This window comes from Panacibacter ginsenosidivorans, from assembly GCF_007971225.1.
GTDB classification, from domain to species: domain Bacteria; phylum Bacteroidota; class Bacteroidia; order Chitinophagales; family Chitinophagaceae; genus Panacibacter; species Panacibacter ginsenosidivorans.
In genome coordinates, this window is record NZ_CP042435.1 from 3052678 (window position 1) to 3071970 (window position 19293).

The following is a 19293-nucleotide window of genomic DNA, read 5'->3' on the forward strand; positions in this document are numbered from 1 at the left end:
TTTACAACTTATATTTGCAGCCCGAAAGGGAAAAGTGAATGGTGCGGTAGCTCAGTCGGTAGAGCAAAGGACTGAAAATCCTTGTGTCGGCGGTTCGATCCCGCCCCACACCACGCTTTAAAAGGCCTCGTCAGTAATGGCGGGGTTTTTTATTTACAATATTATTTATTCTTAAAAGCCTCCCTCCAATTAATTTTCATCCCTCTATTTTGCCGTTCATCATTTTGTAAGGACTTAATATTTCACCTGATTTTTTATAAATGATTGATTAGTAATGAATTTATTCTTAGCCTATTATCTCTCACCGCCGATTACTTGAAAAAACTTGGTACTTTGTATTGCATAGTATTAAAAAACTCCTCATCTTTGTGTTGTCAAAATAAGACTTAGATGAGCAGGTTCAGAAAGTACAAGTGAGTGACACAACAGACGATGAACAAAGAAACAAAAGCTGACAAACAAAAAATTCGAAACAAGATTTAATAACCGTTCCGCCATTGTTTACAAAATGAAGTAAGCAACGGAGGAACAACCAAAAACTCCCGGAATATGGATATTCAGAACACACAAAGCCAGATGCGGAAAGGAGTATTGGAGTTTTGCATTCTATCCGTTATACGTCAGGGTGAAGTTTACCCAAGTGATATAGTGGAACAAATGAAATCTGCCAACCTGCAGATTTTGGAAGGCACCCTCTACCCATTGCTTACCAGGCTAAAGAACGCGGGGCTTTTAACTTACCGTTGGGTTGAAAGCAATAGCGGCCCCCCCAGGAAATATTTCCTGATGACCGACAAGGGGATTGAATTTTACGGTGAACTGGAAAGAACATGGAAAGAACTGGCAGATGCAGTACATGCACTTACACAGCCTAACCACAACGAGAACGAAACCCCCACCTTAACCAAATAAATGATGAACAATGAAAAAGGTAATAAACATAAACTTCCAGGGCAGAGTGGTTCCCATTGAGGAAACTGCTTACGACATACTGAAGCAGTATGTTGAAAGTCTTCGCCGCTTTTTTGCCAATGAAGAAGGAAAGGATGAGATCATAAATGATATAGAAGGCCGTATTGCTGAACTATTTGGGGAAACATTAAAGAAAGGGGGCACCTGTATTACTGACGACGATGTAAATGCAATCATAAACAGTATGGGGCGCCCTGAAGAATTTGAAACAGAAGAAGCTAGTGTGCGTGAACAACTAAGTGGCGAACAAAAACAGTATTCCAATACAGGCAGTACCTCATCATCTCAAACATATTCAGAAAGTACTGGTAGTGTTAGACCAGAGCGTTTTTACAGGGATGAGAACAACAAACTCCTTGGTGGTGTGTGTGCTGGTTTGGCTAACTATTTTAATATTGATAAACTGGTGGTTCGGATCCTGTTTATCATCTTCACTTTTGGTTTTGGTTTTGGATTCATAACTTACCTGATCTTATGGGTAGCCATTCCAAGCTCTGCTTCTACTACTATTGGGTCTGTGCGTAAACGCCTTTTTCGTGATCCCGAAAATAAACTAATTGGTGGTGTTTGTGGTGGTCTTGCTTCCTATTTTGGTGTGAACATATGGATACCAAGAATTTTGTTCCTGATACCATTCTTATCAATCGTTACAAGCTGGAATCATTGGGGCGTCTTTGATTTTCCCAACTTCATCAACTTATCTTTTAGTCCGGGTGCAACTTTAATATATATCATTTTATGGCTTGTGCTTCCTGAGGCTTCAACTACTTCAGATAAACTTGAAATGAAAGGAGAGAAAGTAGATCTTAACAGCATCAAGAATACAATTCAAAAAGATATGGAAGGTTTTGGTGAAAGAGCAAAAGCGTTTGGTGCAGAAGTGGGCGAAAGGGCCGCAGAACTTGGCAGCAATATAGGTGCAAGGGGAAAGCAATTTAGTGCAGAGGCAGGCGGTGTGGCAAAAAAAGCAGGCACAACATTAGGAGATATTATCGTTCTGATCTTTAAAATATTTGCCTACTTTATTCTTGCGGTGGTACTGATCGCAATAGTAGGGGCATTATTCGGAGTAGGCATAGCTTTTACAGGCTTACTTCCTTTGAAATCTTATGTTATCAATGATGGCTGGCAGAATACATTAGCATGGGGTGCCTATATATTCTTCATTTGGGTTCCTGTAATTGGCATCATTACCTGGATAATACGCAGAATAGCAAGGATCAAAAGCAACAGCAGTGTAATGCGTTTTAGCTTCGCTGCCATGTGGATAGTAGGTTTGTTTTGCGTGATTGGTTTGATCGCTTCTTTAAGAAATGATTTCTCTTACCATAACTCTCCTGTTGAGGCTAATATTCCACTTACTAATCCTGGTATTGGTAAACTGGAATTAAAACTGCAGAAAGACACCCGTTATTATTTTAGCAACAACTTCCTGCACTTTGAACCGTTTGCAAACATTGATGAAGACACTGCTTTCGTTCAGAATATACACATACGTGTGATGAAATCAGAGAGTGATAGCTTCCATGCTACTATACTGAAAATGGTGAATGCAGCTACTAAAACAGAAGCTGATGAAAAGGCAGACAGAATGCAGTTCAACATTACACAAAAAGACAGCAGCCTTTTATTTGACAGGGGCATACCAATTTCAAAAGAAGACAAATTTCGCAACCAGACTGTTTACATAACTGTATATGTTCCCGTAGGAAAAAGAATTCTTATCAAAGACAATGTAGGCTGGAGCGACAGGTTTCATATCGAACTTGGTAATGATGTTGATGACTGGCGCTGGAGATACGATGAAGATGGTTATAACTGGGAAAGCAATGTTGAATATACAATGACAGCAGAAGGGCTGAAACGTACACACGAAGAAAAGAAACATGATAATGACGAAAACGATGACAATAACGACAATGATAAAACATCACCTTCAGATAATTATAAAGATCGTATAGACACAATCAAAAACAACAGCAACGATTCTACGCGATATCATTATCAGCCTGCAAAAGAAGAACAGCAACAAAAAGAAGTTAAAGTAGCTATAGAAGAACCGGCAACAAAAAGAATAATGAATATAAATGTTCACGATCTGGCAACAACGTTTATTGAAAGAACTGCTATATAAACTCGGTTAAGGTTGGGAACAAAAGAACCCTGAACCAATTCCGGATCGGGGTTCTTCCCTTCTAAAATTTTTTCTCTTTCGCTGACACAATCGAACCGCAGTTATTTTTATAGCTGCGGTTTTTTATTTTATGGAATCTGCTTCTGCATTACTATTAAGCTTCGTTGTGTCACTCACTTGTACGTCTTGTTCTTTATTCAGCAAACTAAACTTCCACCAAAACATAATTGCTATGAACAATTCAAATGCATTATTAATCGAAAAAAATTTTCAGGCCATGGCACTAATAATTGCTCCTGTATTATTTGCAGCTTCTACTTTCTTTTGGGTAAATGGAGAATACGGTATTGCAGCTGCAACATTTGGAATAATCTCATTATTCTTCTGGATACCTGCATTAACAGGTCTGTTCAGCCTGCTTAAAAATAAAATGCCACGTTATGCAACCTATGGATTATGGATCGCTGTGTTTGGATGCATATCTGGCGTATGTTTTATGTTTCTTGGTTACTTAACAACCATATTTAATATTTCTCACTCTGCATACTTACAAAAGCTTTCCGAATATCCTTTTTCATCGCAACTATTATTGTTTGCAACCGGTCCATTGTTTCCTTTAAGTCTGCTGATTTTAGGCATTATTTTATTTCGTACAAAAACTGTTGCAGCATGGATAGCCATTTTATTATGCCTGGGGGCAATTGCTTTTCCGGCAAGCAGAATACCAAGAGTAGAATGGATTGCACATGTAGCAGATGTGTTATTGCTGGTACCAACTATGGCTATCGGATTTTCTTTGCTAAAAAATTCCAAAACAGCAATTCAAGAAAAAAAGTCAAACCTTGCCAATGATAAAATCTAAAAACTTTTGGGTAGCAACAATTGCTTTAGCCATTATTCCTTTGCTTAGCATTGATATTGCACAACATTATGTGGACTGGCAAAAAGAAGTAAGAGAAGAACTTATTTATGCAGTACAGGATGTTTATTCATTTACTAAAGAGCAAAAAACTGCCTTACTTGATAAAGTCTTTGAACGCAATGAAACACTGACTTTTCTATTTTATACAAAAATATTCTGCAGCATATTGCTGCTTTTATTAAGCATATATTTTTTCAGGCTTTACAAAAAAGAAAAGCTGGTAAATCCATTTAAATCTGTTGCTGTTTGTGTAATTGTTATTGCGTTCTTTTTGTCTGGAAAAATTCTTTCAGTAATAATGTTTAGCACTAATGACAAAACAAATTTTCTAACGTTACCTGCAAATGAATATTCATTTCAAAATTTGTATGACCAGAATTTTAAAGGCAAGGTTGTGTATGTAGATTTCTGGGGGACCACGTGTGGTCCTTGTCTTGCAGAATTCAGAGATTTTACTAAGCCACTTAAAGAACGGTACAAGACGAACAAAGACATAAATTATTTATACATTTCAAGAGGAAATAAATATTTATGGAAACAGCAGATAGACAAGTATGGAATAGATGGCTATCATGTATTCCTGGAAGACGAACAATATGATGAGCTTTACAAAGCTTCAACTAAAGATACCAACGTTCTTATGCCACATTATTTGATTATTGATAAGCAAGGCAAAGTTGCTATTACCAGTGCAAAACACCCAAGTGATAAAGATTCATTGTACGCCCAATTGGATAAATACCTGCAATAATAAATTGATTGTTGAAGAAAGAACTAAACGTACAAGCGTGCGACGCAAGAAAAACTTAATATTTATTCTGTAGCCAGGCTCATAAAATTATTTAAACTCGTAACCAATATCATTCCTGTAATACATGCCATCAAAATAAATTTGCTGCAATATGGCAGTTGATTTATTTACTGCATCTGTGATATTTGCGCCGGAAGAAGTAACCGTTAATACACGTCCTCCATTTGTTACAACCGTATCATCCATTTGTTTTGTGCCCGCATGAAACACGATTGAATCGTTCGCCATTTTTAAATTGTCAAGTCCGCCGATTTTCAAATTCTTTTTATAGTCACCGGGATAGCCACCACTTGCCGCAACAACAGTTGCATAAGCTTTATCATTGTAGGTTATATTTTTTTCTTTAAGTGTTCCGTTGTGTATAGCAAGAAATAACTCAACAATATCATTTTGCAATCGTGGCATTACAACTTCCGTTTCAGGATCTCCCATGCGGCAATTATATTCAATAACAAAAGGTTCATTGTTTACTTTGATCAACCCAAAAAATATAAAGCCTTTGTAAATGATATTCTCCGCAGCGAGCCCGTTGACGGTAGGCTCTATAATTTTTGTAATTACTTTATGCATAAATATATCATCAACAAAAGGTACAGGACTTACGCAACCCATGCCACCTGTGTTTAAACCCGTATCGCCTTCACCAATTCTTTTATAGTCTTTAGCATGACCAATGATTTTGTAATCTTTCCCATCAGTTAAAACAAACACGCTTGTTTCAATGCCATCAAGAAATTCTTCTATCACTACTTTGCTGCTTGCATCACCAAATTGTTTGTTGATGATCATTTCTTCAAAAGTTGTTAAAGCATCTTCGTGTGTGGTGCTGATAACAACGCCTTTACCAGCAGCAAGCCCGTCTGCTTTTAAAACAATGGGCAATGTATGTTGAGCAATATATTTTTTTCCTTCCTCAAAATTTTCATTGGTAAATTCTGCATAACCTGCCGTTGGTATTTTATGACGCTGCATGAATTTTTTTGAGAAAGCTTTGCTGCCTTCCAATTGTGCGCCATAAGCCGCCGGGCCAATAACAGGAATACCTGGCAATTCTTTTTCATAAAAATCGTATACACCTTTTACAAGTGGTTCTTCGGGACCGACTACGATAAGATCGATCTTATTTTCAAGACACACTTTTTTCTGTGCTTCAAAATCTGTAACGCTTACATTGAGATTAGTACCGTATTGAAGCGTTCCTGCATTTCCCGGTGCAATAAACAGTTTAGCACAAAGTTTACTTTGTGCCATCTTCCATGCCAATGCATGTTCACGACCACCGCCACCTAAAAGAAGGATATTCATAAAATATGCAGTTAAAAATGAATAAAGTTGCGCGAAAGTAAAGCAGTATTTATAAATGAACGTTAGCATTTAGAATTTTACTGTATTTTGAGCCACTTAATTATTATCAAACCTTCAATTGAAATTCAAAACTGCCTGCTATGAATCAAGCTATTGAACAAAAGGGACATCCTAAAGGTCTTTATATTTTGTTTGCAACAGAAATGTGGGAGCGGTTCAACTATTATGGTATGCGTGCGATTCTGGTGTTGTTTATGACGCAAGCCTTAATGTTTGATAAGGTCTTTGCTTCAAATCTTTACGGTAGCTATACGGGGCTTGTTTATCTAACCCCACTGCTTGGAGGTTATATCGCAGATAAATATTGGGGCAATAAGCGATCCATAATCGCCGGAGGTATTGTAATGGCAATTGGAGAATTCATTTTGTTTTTTTGTGCTTCTCTATATAAGTCTAATGCCGATATTTCTTCTATATTATTTTTTGTAGGGTTGGGCCTAATGATTGCAGGCAATGGTTTTTTTAAACCTAATATTTCTTCAATGGTTGGTCAGTTGTATCCAAAAGGTGACCACAGAAGTGATGCAGCCTATACTATCTTTTACATGGGTATAAATACGGGTGGCGCAATAGGGCCTTTTATTTGTGGGTTGGTAGGTAACACTGGCAACCCTGACGATTTTAAATGGGCATTTCTTGCAGGCGGGATAGCAATGTCGCTAAGTGTTGTAGTTCAAAAAATCTTTCACGATAAGTATGTGCTTAGCCCTGAAAACAAGACGCTTGGATTAACTCCCGCTACTTCAACCAAAAGAGCGATAAGCCCGGCTGTTGTTATAGGTAGCTTATTAGGACTCTCATTTGTAACAATCGGGCTTTTGTATATTGATGCAAAAGTGTTTAGCTATCTTACCTATTTGCTGATTGCAGCAGTTGTATTTATTGCATTTTTCATTTTTAGCGATAAGTCACTTTCAGGAATTGAAAAACAAAGAATAGCTGTAATTTTTATTGTATCTTTTTTTGTGGTGTTCTTCTGGAGTGCCTTTGAACAGGCTGGAGCGTCACTTACTTTTTTTGCGGATGAACAAACCAATAGGATCGTAGGATTAAACATCCCGATATGGTTAATAATTGCATCTTCAGCTGCATTATTGTTTTACATCTATAAACTGTTCGTAAAAACAAAAAAGACACTTGGTTCGGATAACGATAAAGAATTACGTAAAACAGTGCATGGACTTCTTTTGCTATTTGGCCTAAGCATTCTTGGAGGCAATATTTATTTACTTTCCAAAGGCATGATGTCAATAGAGTTAAATGAAATCCCTGCCAGCTGGTTTCAATCTCTCAATTCAATATTTGTAGTTTCATTAGCGCCTTTATTTGCATGGTTATGGTTAAAGCTTGGTAAAAAGGAACCGTCTTCTCCGACAAAAATGGCGCTTGGATTATTGTTGCTTGCTATTGGCTATCTGTGGATAGCCTTTGGTGTAAATAATGTAGCTCCCGGAATTAAGGTGAGCATGATTTGGTTAACAGGTATGTATGCCTTGCATACATGCGGCGAACTGTGCCTGTCTCCAATCGGTCTTTCGCTGGTTAATAAACTTGCCCCATTCAAATTCGCATCACTATTAATGGCTGTTTGGTTTCTTGCCAATGCCGCAGCTAATAAACTTGCCGGTGTATTAAGCGCATTGTATCCCGATAATAAAACCACTTCATTCTTCGGTTATCAGATGAGTAATCTCCATGAATTTTTTATGCTGTTTGTTGGCATGGCAGGTCTGGCTTCACTTATTTTATTCTTACTAACAAAGCGACTTCAAAAAATGATGCACATGAACGTGCAATAAAATAATTAGTAAAATTTAAAGGGATGCAAACATTGCATCCCTTTTTTATTTAGCTGGCTTCGGTTTACTATGTCATCGCCTGTTGTGTCACTCACTTCAGCGTTCAGATCAATATTGAACAGGACGTACAAGAGTGCGACGCAACGAAAGCTTTATTATTATTCTTTTGCATGGTACATAAATATCCTATTCCGGTTCTAAAACATAAAAGCTATAAGGCTCCATGATTAAATATTCATGATCACCACCAACGGTTAAATATGTTTTACTCCAGTGATCGTACAACCTTGCAGGCGCAGGATTTTTTTCTTTGAATGCAAACCATGTAAGAAAAACAACATCTGCACAGAAATTAAATGCAAAGAACATTCGTTTATCATCAAAGTCGCGCATGTATGCAGCAATATGAATATTGTGCGGTGTAAGCCACGTAATGTTGCTGTGATCCGCCACAATACTCAGTTTACGGCGAATACTCAGCAGATGCTGAGTTCCGGAAAATATACGTTCTTCAATTGTTCCTTTTGTTTCGATGCGTTTATTTTTTTCCCAATCAATAACAGGTCTGTGCATCCAGCGGTTATCATAGCTTTTTCCTTTATCTTTTAAATAAGAGTAATCATTTGTGTAACCAACTTCATCACCATAAAAAATCATTGGCACACCACCAAGAAAAAAACTATGCGCCTGCATCAGTAATATTTTTCTTATCGCCAATTCTGTATGATAAATATCTTTATCATCTAACGCTTTTTCTAATCCACACAAAGAAGCCAGCGAACCACTGATACGTGCATCACCCGTTTTTGGATTACTTGCAAACAGCGCACCTTTTGCAGGAGAGTTGGGAAAATTTCCTGAATAAAAATTCTTCAAAAATGTTCTGTGTTCATAAGCATTCAAGCCTGCTTTTTCTATCATGTAGTCATCATAACCCAAACCAATATCATCATGACAACGTGTATACGTAATCCACGACGTGCCATGTGGTTTCTTCAAAATTTCATGTTGCGCCGCAAGCATCACTCTTGTATTGCCACTTGCCAATGCATCCCATTGCAATGCCATGTGCGTAGCATTGTAAGCAAAGTCGCATTCTTTTGCAGTATATGAACCTGTACCAAAATATTTCATGATCTCTTTTGGTGCAACGATCGCTTCACCAAGTAATGCGGCACCTGGTGCTGCCACCTGCACGCATTGTTTCAGCAAACGAAGAATAGTATGTGCTTCACGTAAATTCTGACAAGTTGTACCGATCTCTTTCCAGATAAAAGCCGGCGCATCTATGCGGATAATATCAATACCAAGATTTGCATAAAAGAAAATTGTATCAAGCATTGCAACCAACACTTCGGGGTTGCGATAATTCAGATCCCACTGATAATTATGAAACACTGTCATCACCCATTTATTGCATTCGGGCACATAAGTAAAACTTCCCGGAGCCGCTTCAGGAAAGACTTCCGGCATTGTTTTCTCATATTCATCAGGCAATGTGCGGTCGTTGAAGAAATAAAAAAAATCCTGGTAATATGCATCACCCTCCTTTGCTTTCTGCGCCCACTCATGCCTGTGCGATGTATGATTAAGTACAATATCTATCATCAAATACATGCCCTTTTTCAGCATCTTTTCCTGCACAGCTTTCAGGTCACCAAGTGTTCCAAAACGTTCATCAACTTTCCTGAAATTACTTACTGCATATCCGCCATCACTTTCATTTGCGGGGCTTTCAAATACAGGCATCAAATGCAAAAAATTAATACCAAGTCTTTCAAAGTAAGAAAGTTTTGTGCCCAGCCTTTTTAAACTGCCACAAAAACGATCAACATACAAACTCATACCTGCGATCTTGTTCGACAAGAACCAATAACCTTCTTCACTCTTTACAAGATCTCTTTGCTTTAAAACCTCTGCACGATTTGTATTTGCAGCAATAATTGTTTGCAACATTTTATCAAATGCCGCAGCGCCATTCGAATGCTGCGTGTACAATTCATCATACAATTCTTTTATCGCCGATGCATTGGCTAGAAAACGTGTATAAAACAAATTGTCTTTACCTGCAATATCCGTTTCGGCGTGCAGTAATTTATTAATGTGTTCATGAAGTTTGTAGTCGTACATACCTTTTCTTTTATAATACCTTCAGGAGTTTTTTATAGCATCGCCTGTTGCGTCGCAAGCACTTCATCGTTCAGAACTTTGAGCGACTGTTTTTAAACCAAAGACGGAGAGATGCTAAGAGAATATAGCAAAATTTCTTTCCGCCTTTCCGCCTTAGCGATTACTTAAAAATATCATTGCTTAAATGTTTGAATGCCTCCATAGCGCCCATGTATTCGCAGGTTCTCGCACCGGCTTTATTTGCATTTGCAACAATTGCTTTCCATGCTTCTTCGTCCATTGATCTTATTTCTGTCAATGACTTTTCTCTTAACTGGTAAAGCACAGCACCAACAAATGCATCGCCTGCACCTGTTGTATCGACAGGGCTTACTGCAATGCTTGGTACAATAACAGTTTTATTATTTAAACAAAGCATTGTTCCATCCTTTCCTAGTGTTATGGTAAAAACCGCGTTTGTTTTTTGAAACAATGAATGAACCGCATCTTCCAATGTTGGTTTACCGGTAAGCAACATTGCCTCTTCATCACTTACTTTAAAGAAATGGCAACTTTCTACAAAATTCAAACTCTGGTCAACAAAGTTTTGCGTATCATTTTTTATCAGCAGGTGCCTGTAATTTGGATCGAAGCTGATAAAAATATTTTGCTGTAATGCTTTCTGCATAAGACCTGCATAAGCAGCCTGTAATGGCCCGGGTAAAAAACCTGTTGCAGAACCAAAATGAATAATAGAAAATTCATCAAGGTCAATGCCTTCTACTTCTTGTCTGCTTAATTGTCCATCTGCACCACGATTGAAATAAAAATCACGTTCGCCATTTTCCATTAATGATACAAATGCAAACGTTGTAAAGTAGTGTTCATCCTGCAGCATCCATTTTGTTGATACACCAAAAGATTGCATTACATCTATCAGGTGTTTACCAAATGGATCAATACCAACTTTTGCAGCAAGTTCTACTTGCCCGCCTAATGCAGCAACGGCGGCTGCAACATTTGTTGGAGCGCCACCTGCTTTTTTTAAAAAGTTATTGCCCTCAGATAATGATTTGCCTTTGTCAACGCAGATCATATCTATTAATGCTTCACCGATGCAGAGTATTTTTTTCATAAGGCCCCCTCCATCTCCCCTGGTAAGGGGAGGGTTTTATAAACACGTTTACGATTTGTTGATTTGTAACGTGTTTAAATTTCGTAATGATGAATAAAGAACTAAACGTACAAGAGTGCGACGCAACGGATGCTTAATGCCTCATCTGTTGTTTGGCTCATAATCTTTTCTAATGTCCTCCGCCAACGGGCATTACTATATCATCTGTTGGCTTTGTAGATTTGATAAGCATTGTGGCGCCGCAAGCCAATAACAACAATACTCCTGCAAAACCGATTGCCTTGCCCGGATCATTATCAAGAAAATGATCTAACACAAAGCCGAATGTTGTTGTTTGTAATATCATTGGAACTACGATCATCATGTTGATGATGCCCATGTATACGCCGTATCTTTCTTTTGGAATATTGTTTACGACCATAAGATAAGGAACGCCCATCATGCTCGCCCACGCAATGCCAAAGCCAGTCATGGGAGCAAAGAGTAAATATTTGTTTTCGACATGAGGAAAGATAAGTAAGCCTACTCCAGCCATAAACAAGCAAACAATATGCACAAGTTTTGGGCTGAATTTTTTTGTGAACCATACAAGCCCGAATGCAGAAACAAATGTTACAATGTTATACCAACCGTTTACAAGTCCGGCCCATCCCACAGCTTCCTGGTAAAGTGTAGGATCTTTTGACGGGGAGGTTTTCCAAACAGATTGAGCAATACTTTTTGCTGCGTTCTGCCAATAACAGAACAACGCATACCACTGAAACAAATAAACCAACGCAAGCTGCCACATTACTTTAGGCATGTCTCTTATAGCGTGTGGAATTTCTGTGAAAGGATCAAGAATACTATGCTTGTTTGCTCTTAGTTTAGCGAGTTCCTCTTCTGTTGGTGGGATTTCAGGCGTTTTTGTGATAGACCATAACACTGATGAAATAGAACATACAGAACCGAGAAAAAAAGATGCAAATACCCAGTAAGGTATTTGCCCATGCATTTGTTTTAGATAAGTTACTTTTTGAAAAACAAACAAAGAAATATTGGCGAGTGTAATACCAAGCCCTGTAAAAAAACTTTGGGTTAAAAAGCCTGTTGCCAATTGATCGGAAGGAAGTTTATCTGCAATAAATGCTCGGTAAGGTTCCATTGCTGTATTATTGGCAGCATCTAACACCCACAATAAACCGCCAGCCATCCAAAGACTGCTGCTGAATGGATACACAAACAAGCAAAGGCTGCAGAATAAAGCCCCAATAAAAAAATATGGTTTACGACGACCCCATCGTGGATGCCAGGTCTTATCGCTCATTGCACCGATGATGGGTTGAATGAGCAGACCTGTCATCGGTCCGGCAAGATTAAGTATGGGAATCTGATCAGGATGCGCACCAAGAAAATCGTAAATAGGATTGACTGCACTTTGCTGCAAACCAAAACTATACTGAATGCCAAAGAACCCGACATTCATATTAATGATCTGCATGAAGCTTAGCCGGGGCTTAAAAAATGACATAAGCGATCGTTATTGGGGACACTAAATTTAGCGAATCAGCAAAAACAAAATACAGTTATACATTTGTGTATTGGTTGCAATCGTTTGCGGTGAATAAATATACGGCATGATAAGAAGATTACGAAAACAAAGACTTGCTTTCATTACCCTTGTTTACTGGTTTCTGCTCATCTATATTATTGCTGCGTTGGTGTGGTGGTTTATTTCGCTTGAGCAACAGAACGACCTGATGTATTCTTATCGTTTGAGCGAATTAAATAAGGACGACCCTTCGTACACACAAAAAATAACTCAGCTACAGGAGGAAAGAGAAAGAAAGACTGCACAATATATTGGAGAAGGCAGCACATTTTTATTGTTGATTTTGTTGGGTGCTGTTTTTGTCTATCGTGCTACGCGTAAACAAATAAGATTGTCTCAACAGCAACAGAATTTTATGATGGCAGTTACGCACGAATTGAAAACACCGATTGCTGTAACGAGACTTAATCTTGAAACACTTCAAAAGCGAAAACTGGATGAACAACAGCAGGAAAAACTCATCTCTCTTGCGCTGGATGAAACAAACAGGCTTAACCTGTTAACGAATAATATACTTGTTGCTTCGCAACTTGAATCGGGAAATTATATTGTAAACAAACAGCGTGTTGATTTTAGTGCAATAACCAGAGAGGCGATAGCCGATTTTACAAAACGATTTCGCACCCGGACTATTCAAGCGGAAGTGACAAATAATATTTTTATTGAAGGAGAACTAATGTTGCTTCAAATGCTCATCAATAATCTTGTTGAAAATGCGTTGAAGTATTCGTCAAAAGATAAGCCTGTTTGGGTAAAGCTGTATAGTGATGGTAATGCGGTACTAAAGGTTATTGATGAAGGTGCAGGGATCCAATCCTCAGAAAAGAAAAAAATATTTGATAAATTTTACCGGTCCGGCGATGAATCGGTAAGAACAACAAAAGGCACGGGTCTTGGCTTGTATCTTTGCAAACGGATCGTGAAAGATCATAAAGGAACAATAAGTGTAGAAGATAACAAACCCGTTGGATCTGTATTTACCGTAACTATACCTGTAATATGAGCAGTGAAAATAAGTTGAGTATTTTATTGGTAGAAGATGAAGAGAATCTTCATGAAGCGTTGAAGCTGAATCTTGAAATTGAAGGCTATGAAGTGACTTCTTCTTTCGATGGGAATGAAGCATTGAAAGCTGTGCAAAATGAATACTTCGATCTCATAATTATGGATATTATGCTCCCGGGTATAGACGGCATCAGCATTACAGAGAATATAAGGCTCCAGCAAAATGATGTGCCTATCCTAATATTAAGCGCAAAGAATACCGGGGCAGACAGAGTGTTGGGATTAAAGAAAGGCGCTGATGATTATCTTACTAAACCTTTTAATCTTGAAGAATTATTATTGCGTGTAGAAAAACTCATCGACAAGAATAAAAAGATACAGGTAAAAGAAACGATTGGCGATGATTATGCATTCAGCGGTAATAAAATAAACTTCAAAGCGCAGATTGCAACAACATGGAATGATACAAAAATTGAACTTAGTAAAAAGGAGATCATGTTGCTGAAACTGCTTATCGAAAACAAGAACCAGGTTGTAACCCGTGAAAGGATATTGCAAATGGTTTGGGGCTATAACGTATATCCTACCACAAGAACCATCGATAATTTTATTCTAAGCTTCAGAAAATATTTTGAACCTGACAGCCGCAATCCAAAACATTTCCATTCAGTAAGAGGCATGGGGTATAAGTTTACGGAGTAAACCCAAGGGAGGCTTCGAAAACCCACTTGATTTTCTGTACCCAAAAGTTACACAGATGAAGTGATTGCGACGCAAGGGACGATGCTATGAAATGCTGTAGCTGGTATCAAAAAAATTACTCTCTTTCTTTGCGCCCCAATAAGTAAAAACTTATGTTATTGGAAAGAGTTTTTTTATAACCGCGCTTAACTCAAAATAAATTTTTTCTTTGATGCCTTCTTCTGCATCGGGGGAATAAAGATTGCGATTGCAGTCTGCAAAGATCTTACTACAGGTTCTTGAAAGATCTGTGTTATCATGCTTTTTCAGTAGTTCAGTTAGTTCATCTGCTGTGGCATTTTCAGGCGCCCCAAGTTTTATTTGCAAACTTGCAATAAGTAAATATCCGGCAGCAGCCAAAAACTTTTTATCCTCTTCTACAGTGCCTAACCTGTTTAAAGCAGACAATATTTCTATACCATAATCTTTTTGTTCAGCAACAACGGCTTCCAGTTTTGGGACAATGACGCTTTCTTTTATCTGCAAAGATTGTTTCCTGCTTTTCAATTGCATGCTAACCATTAGTGTAACAATAACTACTGCGGCTATGCCGGCAACGATCCATAAATATTTACTGTTACCCACATCTTCCTGCACAACATCCTGCATCTGCTCATCCCTGCTTACTGTTTTTGTAAACGTTAGCGGAACTTCCGTAGTTAATATTTTGTAGCTGCTTGTGGAAGGGTCATAAAAATTAAAACTTATTGGTCCGATTGCGGCCTTTCCTTCTTTAGCCCCAATGAAAGGAATAGAAAAAGTTTTATCCCCTTCAACTGGATAATTATCTTGGTCAACATGTTGCGTATCTGAAACTTCAAAATGCTCTGTGCCATGTGGCCATTGTATAGCAGGAACATGAATACCTGTAAAATTACCACTACCCTTTATCGTAATGTTCAGTGTTGCATTATCACCAACAGGTACACTATTGCTGTCAACGTTTGCCTGCATGGTAAAGCTTCCAACAACGCCCGAAAAATCTTTTGGTTTATCTGTTAGCGGCAATGGTTTTACATCTATGATCAATGGTTCATTACGGCTGGTCATAGAAAAATTATCCTGTTGCTTATCCGCAGTTATAAACGGAACAATGTTCTCTATCTCCACTTCTCCCAAATGCAGCGGGCCATCCTCTAATGGTATTACCTGCAGCTTTCTTACCGTGAAAACATGAAAGGTTTTGCCGTCGATTATTTCAATATCAGGATCGCCTGAGTAAGAAAGCTCCATCACACTGCACCCATTAAATGATGGTTGTTTATTTACACGCGACCTGCAAAAAATAGACGCATACAATTTATAGGTAACCATTACAGGCTCGCCGGTATACACGCTTTTGCTGCTTGCAAATGCTTTTACATAAATGCTTTTGCGCATAACAGTTTCAGGGCTTTCACCGGTTTTCAATACTGGCGACTGGTAGCCATCGTCAAGCAGGGAAGGCAATTGCGCAGGCGGCTGTTGTGCCCACAAGAAAATACACCGGAATGTACAGATCAATAATATAGTAAACCTGCTCTTCATTTTATAAGAACACAAAAGTATATACTACTGTTCAGGTATTTTTTACAATCCGGTTAATGATGGGTTAAAGCAGGAAGAATGTTTTGGCTGCAGGCTTTTACTTTTCATGGGATCGGTTGTTGTGTCACTCACTTGTACGTTCGGAACTTTTATGAACTGCTATATTGTGTAGTTAATAAAATGGCGCTGCCTCTTTTATAATTTCCTATTTTTAAGCAAATAAAATAAACATGAGAAATAAAAATTTGCTTGCAGTAATTATTTTGTTGCTTGCTACTTTATCTGCCAGAGCTCAATCACCTTTTGATACTACTATCTATGGACGAAACAAAGAGGCAGGTAAATACATACGAATACGTGGATTTAATATGTATTATGAAACCTATGGCAAAGGAGAACCTTTACTTATCATTCACGGTAATGGCGGCTCTATCAATAATTTTTTTTATCAGATTCCCTATTTTGAAAAATATTATAAAGTAATTCTTGCAGATAGCCGCTCACAAGGCAAGTCAATTGATGACGGCGATTCATTGAGTTATGAAATGATGACGGATGATCTTAATGCATTGCTTGATTCTTTGCATCTCGATTCCTGTTATGTCATCGGCTGGAGCGATGGGGGCATCAATGGTTTGTTGCTTGCCATCCGTCATCCCGATAAAGTAAAAAAGCTTGCTGTTACCGGCGCCAATCTTACACCAGATACCACAGCAGTTGATCCCTGGGTATATAACTGGGCGCGGCAAATGAATGATTCTGCCTCCAAAATGAAACAAACACCGGAAGTAAAACATCAATTAAAGTTGCTTCATCTTTTATCGTTTGAGCCACACATTTCACTGGCGCAACTCGCAACCATAAAATGTCCGTCATTGATAATTGGCGGCGATCATGACGTTTTGCTTCCAAAGCATACTATGCTTATAGCAGATAATATTCCGCAATCTTATTTGTGGATCTTGCCAAACTCAGGGCACTCCACACCTATTTTTTACAAAGACCAGTTTAATGAAACGGTGCATAATTTTTTTGTACAACCGTACAGAAAGATCGAGCAATTCGGAAGGTTTAATTAGAGAATTTTTTTGAAGCCAGCAGTTTATCAAATGGCATCGCCTGTTGTGTCACTCACTTCATTGTTCCGAACTATTGCAGACATATTTGTTTGGCATGAAAAACAAAATTTTATGTTCACTTTACTCCGCACAGATTCAGTAAATACAGACTTTATAACACTTGTAAAAGAACTTGATACGTACCTTGCAATCATTGATGGCGAGGAACATGCTTTTTATAATCAGTTCAATAAGATAACCAGCCTAAAACATGCAATTGTTGCTTATGAAAATGGAGTACCCGTTGGCTGTGGCGCTATAAAAGAATTTGCGCCGGATACAGTGGAAGTAAAACGCATGTATGTTCTGCCGGAGCAGCGTGGAAAAGGCATTGCATCAAAAGTGCTTGCTGAACTTGAGCGATGGGCAAAAGAATTAAACTATTCAAAATGTGTTTTAGAAACAGGTAAGAAACAGCCTGAAGCAATTTCATTGTACAACAAAAGTGGTTATGTTAATATCCCTAATTATGGTCAGTATTTAAATGTTGAGAACAGCATTTGCTTTGAAAAGAAGTTATGATCTCGTCTTCAGTATTGCTGCGAAAAGGTTTAGTGTACAAGAGTGCGACGCAACAGGTGAAGCCACCGAAGACAAAAGCCAGGCTCCATAAAAAATTACACGGCTTCTTTGGTTTTGTATTTCTTTTTAAAATACCAGTACAACGGAATTCCTGTAGCGGTAAGTACAAGACCAAATACCGAATTCATGATATGCGTTTTGCCGTTGATATAATTACTGATATCGTTGTATAGCATTACGATCAAATAAAAAGCGTTGAAGAGTATTACAAGTATTGGCATCCAGGGGTAACCCCACACTTTATAAGGCCGTTCTGCACCAGGCATTTTTTTGCGGAGAATAAACAGGCCATACATGAGCATAATATTAAAAACCCAAACGATAAAAATATACATGTCTGCAAGTATGTTGAAGGAACCACTGATGACCATAAATATCATCCACACCAAATGCAACATAATGGCTTTGCCGGGTGTTTGAAATTTAGGATGGATCTTACCTGCCCATAAAAAAAAATTCCTGTGATTTGACATGGCAAAAGTGAGGCGTGGAGCGCTCAGTATTGTTGAATTTGTTGCGCCGAGAACGGATAAACAAATAAGCAAGGCTATAATACCACCGCCAATTGTACCAAATGCAACTTTCGCTGCATCTGATGCTACAAGCTTCGATACAGCCATATCCTGCACAGGCAATATGTACATCATTGCTGCAGTGATCAGCATATAAATGATCATGCAGATAAAAAGCCCGAGTATTAAACTGCGTGGTAAAGTTTTGCCGGGATTCTTTACTTCGCCGGCCATATATACGATCTGGTAAGCGCCATCATATGCCTGCAATGCACCATTACACGCCGCCACCAAAGCCAGTAGTAGTACAAACCCTGTTGGTTCAATGGAAGGTGCACTGGTAATAAAATTTGAGGCATCTCCTTTGCCGGAAAAAAACAGCCCACCTACCAGCAAAATAATGGCAAGCACTTTTGCAATTGTAAAAAATACCTGCACCCTGCCACCAAGTTTAGTACTTCTGTAAGCAATAAAAGAAAATATGCTCACAAGTAAAAGTGTAAGCATTTTTACACCAAAATCTTCAAGCGGTAATATATCTCCGATCAGTGGAACATGCAATACAACTGATTGCTCAACTTCTGTTGAAAAGCGGGGCAGTTTAAAAAAATACTGTGCATACTGCGCACAAATAAAAGTAATACCGGCACCGGATGCGGTATTGATAACAGCAAAATTTGCCCAGCCATACAGGTATGCCCAGAAGTCGCCATACATTTTTTCCATAAACACATACTGACCACCTGTTGCAGGCATCATTGCACCGATCTCTGCAAGCACCATGATACTAAAGACGGAAAAAACTCCGGCGATAACCCATGTGCCAAGCACTAGTAAGGGAGAACCAAGCAGGCCGGCCATTTCAGCCGGACGCATAAAAATACCCGAGCCAATTACGCCACTAATAACAACGGACATTGCTGTAGAAAATCCAATGGTACGGTTGAGGGATTGTGTTGAACTCATTTAT

The 19293-nt window shown here is 38.4% G+C and carries 15 protein-coding genes and 1 tRNA gene; 10 read left to right on the forward strand and 6 right to left on the reverse strand.

The genetic code is table 11. From position 1 onward, the window contains the following. The first annotated feature begins 40 nt into the window (after positions 1-40). The 5 genes from FRZ67_RS12885 (at position 41) to FRZ67_RS12905 (ending at position 4779) form a co-directional block, all read left to right on the forward strand. Positions 41-113: transfer RNA gene (locus tag FRZ67_RS12885), tRNA-Phe, on the forward strand. A 436-nt stretch (positions 114-549) separates the two neighbouring features. Further along, positions 550-912 (forward strand): PadR family transcriptional regulator, encoded by a 363-nt coding sequence (locus tag FRZ67_RS12890; RefSeq protein ID WP_147189958.1) that lies wholly within the window; start codon positions 550-552, stop codon positions 910-912. Between the two features lie 10 nt (positions 913-922). Then, positions 923-3106, forward strand: a complete 2184-nt coding sequence (locus FRZ67_RS12895) for a PspC domain-containing protein (protein WP_147189959.1) — start codon at positions 923-925, stop codon at positions 3104-3106. Between the two features lie 277 nt (positions 3107-3383). Beyond that, positions 3384-3968 (forward strand): hypothetical protein, encoded by a 585-nt coding sequence (locus FRZ67_RS12900; RefSeq protein ID WP_147189960.1) that lies wholly within the window; start codon positions 3384-3386, stop codon positions 3966-3968. Continuing rightward, a complete protein-coding gene (locus FRZ67_RS12905; RefSeq protein ID WP_147189961.1) occupies positions 3955-4779 on the forward strand; it encodes a TlpA family protein disulfide reductase in 825 nt (274 codons plus the stop codon). Before FRZ67_RS12900 ends, FRZ67_RS12905 begins: the two co-directional genes overlap by 14 nt. A gap of 87 nt (positions 4780-4866) precedes the next feature. Here FRZ67_RS12905 and purD read toward each other — a convergent pair whose 3' ends face one another. Next, the gene (purD, locus tag FRZ67_RS12910; RefSeq protein WP_147189962.1) at positions 4867-6144 is read right to left on the reverse strand and encodes a phosphoribosylamine--glycine ligase; all 1278 of its coding nucleotides are present in this window, start codon (positions 6142-6144) and stop codon (positions 4867-4869) included. A gap of 140 nt (positions 6145-6284) precedes the next feature. On the opposite strand from purD, the gene FRZ67_RS12915 reads away from it, so the two are divergent. Next, the gene (locus FRZ67_RS12915) at positions 6285-8003 is read left to right on the forward strand and encodes a peptide MFS transporter (protein ID WP_147189963.1); all 1719 of its coding nucleotides are present in this window, start codon (positions 6285-6287) and stop codon (positions 8001-8003) included. 186 nt (positions 8004-8189) lie between these two features. Here the strand turns inward: FRZ67_RS12915 and FRZ67_RS12920 are convergent, their stop codons facing one another. The 3 genes from FRZ67_RS12920 to FRZ67_RS12930 form a co-directional block, all read right to left on the reverse strand. After that, positions 8190-10133: an amylosucrase gene (locus FRZ67_RS12920; RefSeq protein ID WP_147189964.1), complete on the reverse strand. Its 1944-nt coding sequence runs from the start codon at positions 10131-10133 to the stop codon at positions 8190-8192. Between the two features lie 160 nt (positions 10134-10293). Continuing rightward, a complete protein-coding gene (locus tag FRZ67_RS12925) occupies positions 10294-11247 on the reverse strand; it encodes a carbohydrate kinase family protein (protein WP_147189965.1) in 954 nt (317 codons plus the stop codon). Positions 11248-11416: 169 nt separating this feature from the next. Further along, a complete protein-coding gene (locus FRZ67_RS12930; RefSeq protein WP_147189966.1) occupies positions 11417-12757 on the reverse strand; it encodes an MFS transporter in 1341 nt (446 codons plus the stop codon). A gap of 106 nt (positions 12758-12863) precedes the next feature. On the opposite strand from FRZ67_RS12930, the gene FRZ67_RS12935 reads away from it, so the two are divergent. Both FRZ67_RS12935 and FRZ67_RS12940 read left to right on the forward strand, forming a co-directional pair. Further along, complete coding sequence (locus tag FRZ67_RS12935; protein ID WP_147189967.1) at positions 12864-13841, forward strand: sensor histidine kinase; 978 nt, start codon at positions 12864-12866, stop codon at positions 13839-13841. Further along, positions 13838-14545 carry a response regulator transcription factor gene (locus tag FRZ67_RS12940; protein ID WP_147189968.1) on the forward strand — a complete coding sequence of 236 codons (708 nt, stop codon included), beginning with the start codon at positions 13838-13840 and terminating at the stop codon, positions 14543-14545. The genes FRZ67_RS12935 and FRZ67_RS12940 overlap by 4 nt, the downstream gene beginning before the upstream one ends. A gap of 150 nt (positions 14546-14695) precedes the next feature. Here FRZ67_RS12940 and FRZ67_RS12945 read toward each other — a convergent pair whose 3' ends face one another. Next, entirely contained in the window at positions 14696-16060 is a 1365-nt protein-coding gene (locus FRZ67_RS12945) for a BatD family protein (RefSeq protein ID WP_158638366.1), read from the reverse strand. A gap of 281 nt (positions 16061-16341) precedes the next feature. Here FRZ67_RS12945 and FRZ67_RS12950 point away from each other — a divergent pair, with 281 nt between their 5' ends. Both FRZ67_RS12950 and FRZ67_RS12955 read left to right on the forward strand, forming a co-directional pair. After that, a complete protein-coding gene (locus tag FRZ67_RS12950) occupies positions 16342-17190 on the forward strand; it encodes an alpha/beta fold hydrolase (protein WP_147189970.1) in 849 nt (282 codons plus the stop codon). Positions 17191-17301: 111 nt separating this feature from the next. Then, the gene (locus FRZ67_RS12955) at positions 17302-17751 is read left to right on the forward strand and encodes a GNAT family N-acetyltransferase (RefSeq protein WP_147189971.1); all 450 of its coding nucleotides are present in this window, start codon (positions 17302-17304) and stop codon (positions 17749-17751) included. Positions 17752-17846: 95 nt separating this feature from the next. On the opposite strand, the gene FRZ67_RS12960 is transcribed toward FRZ67_RS12955, so the two are convergent. Continuing rightward, positions 17847-19289 carry an APC family permease gene (locus FRZ67_RS12960; RefSeq protein ID WP_147189972.1) on the reverse strand — a complete coding sequence of 481 codons (1443 nt, stop codon included), beginning with the start codon at positions 19287-19289 and terminating at the stop codon, positions 17847-17849. Positions 19290-19293: the final 4 nt, after the last annotated feature.

Bases quoted from the DNA above. Each gene is read 5' to 3' on its own strand.
- FRZ67_RS12930 (WP_147189966.1), bottom strand. From the start codon at position 12,757: ATGTCATTTTTTAAGCCCCGGCTAAGCTTCATGCAGATCATTAATATG.
- FRZ67_RS12940 (WP_147189968.1), top strand. From the start codon at position 13,838: ATGAGCAGTGAAAATAAGTTGAGTATTTTATTGGTAGAAGATGAAGAG.
- FRZ67_RS12900 (WP_147189960.1), top strand. From the start codon at position 3,384: ATGGCACTAATAATTGCTCCTGTATTATTTGCAGCTTCTACTTTCTTT.
- FRZ67_RS12895 (WP_147189959.1), top strand. From the start codon at position 923: ATGAAAAAGGTAATAAACATAAACTTCCAGGGCAGAGTGGTTCCCATT.
- FRZ67_RS12890 (WP_147189958.1), top strand. From the start codon at position 550: ATGGATATTCAGAACACACAAAGCCAGATGCGGAAAGGAGTATTGGAG.
- FRZ67_RS12950 (WP_147189970.1), top strand. From the start codon at position 16,342: ATGAGAAATAAAAATTTGCTTGCAGTAATTATTTTGTTGCTTGCTACT.
- purD (WP_147189962.1), bottom strand. From the start codon at position 6,144: ATGAATATCCTTCTTTTAGGTGGCGGTGGTCGTGAACATGCATTGGCA.
- FRZ67_RS12935 (WP_147189967.1), top strand. From the start codon at position 12,864: ATGATAAGAAGATTACGAAAACAAAGACTTGCTTTCATTACCCTTGTT.
- FRZ67_RS12905 (WP_147189961.1), top strand. From the start codon at position 3,955: ATGATAAAATCTAAAAACTTTTGGGTAGCAACAATTGCTTTAGCCATT.
- FRZ67_RS12960 (WP_147189972.1), bottom strand. From the start codon at position 19,289: ATGAGTTCAACACAATCCCTCAACCGTACCATTGGATTTTCTACAGCA.
- FRZ67_RS12915 (WP_147189963.1), top strand. From the start codon at position 6,285: ATGAATCAAGCTATTGAACAAAAGGGACATCCTAAAGGTCTTTATATT.
- FRZ67_RS12955 (WP_147189971.1), top strand. From the start codon at position 17,302: ATGTTCACTTTACTCCGCACAGATTCAGTAAATACAGACTTTATAACA.
- FRZ67_RS12925 (WP_147189965.1), bottom strand. From the start codon at position 11,247: ATGAAAAAAATACTCTGCATCGGTGAAGCATTAATAGATATGATCTGC.
- FRZ67_RS12920 (WP_147189964.1), bottom strand. From the start codon at position 10,133: ATGTACGACTACAAACTTCATGAACACATTAATAAATTACTGCACGCC.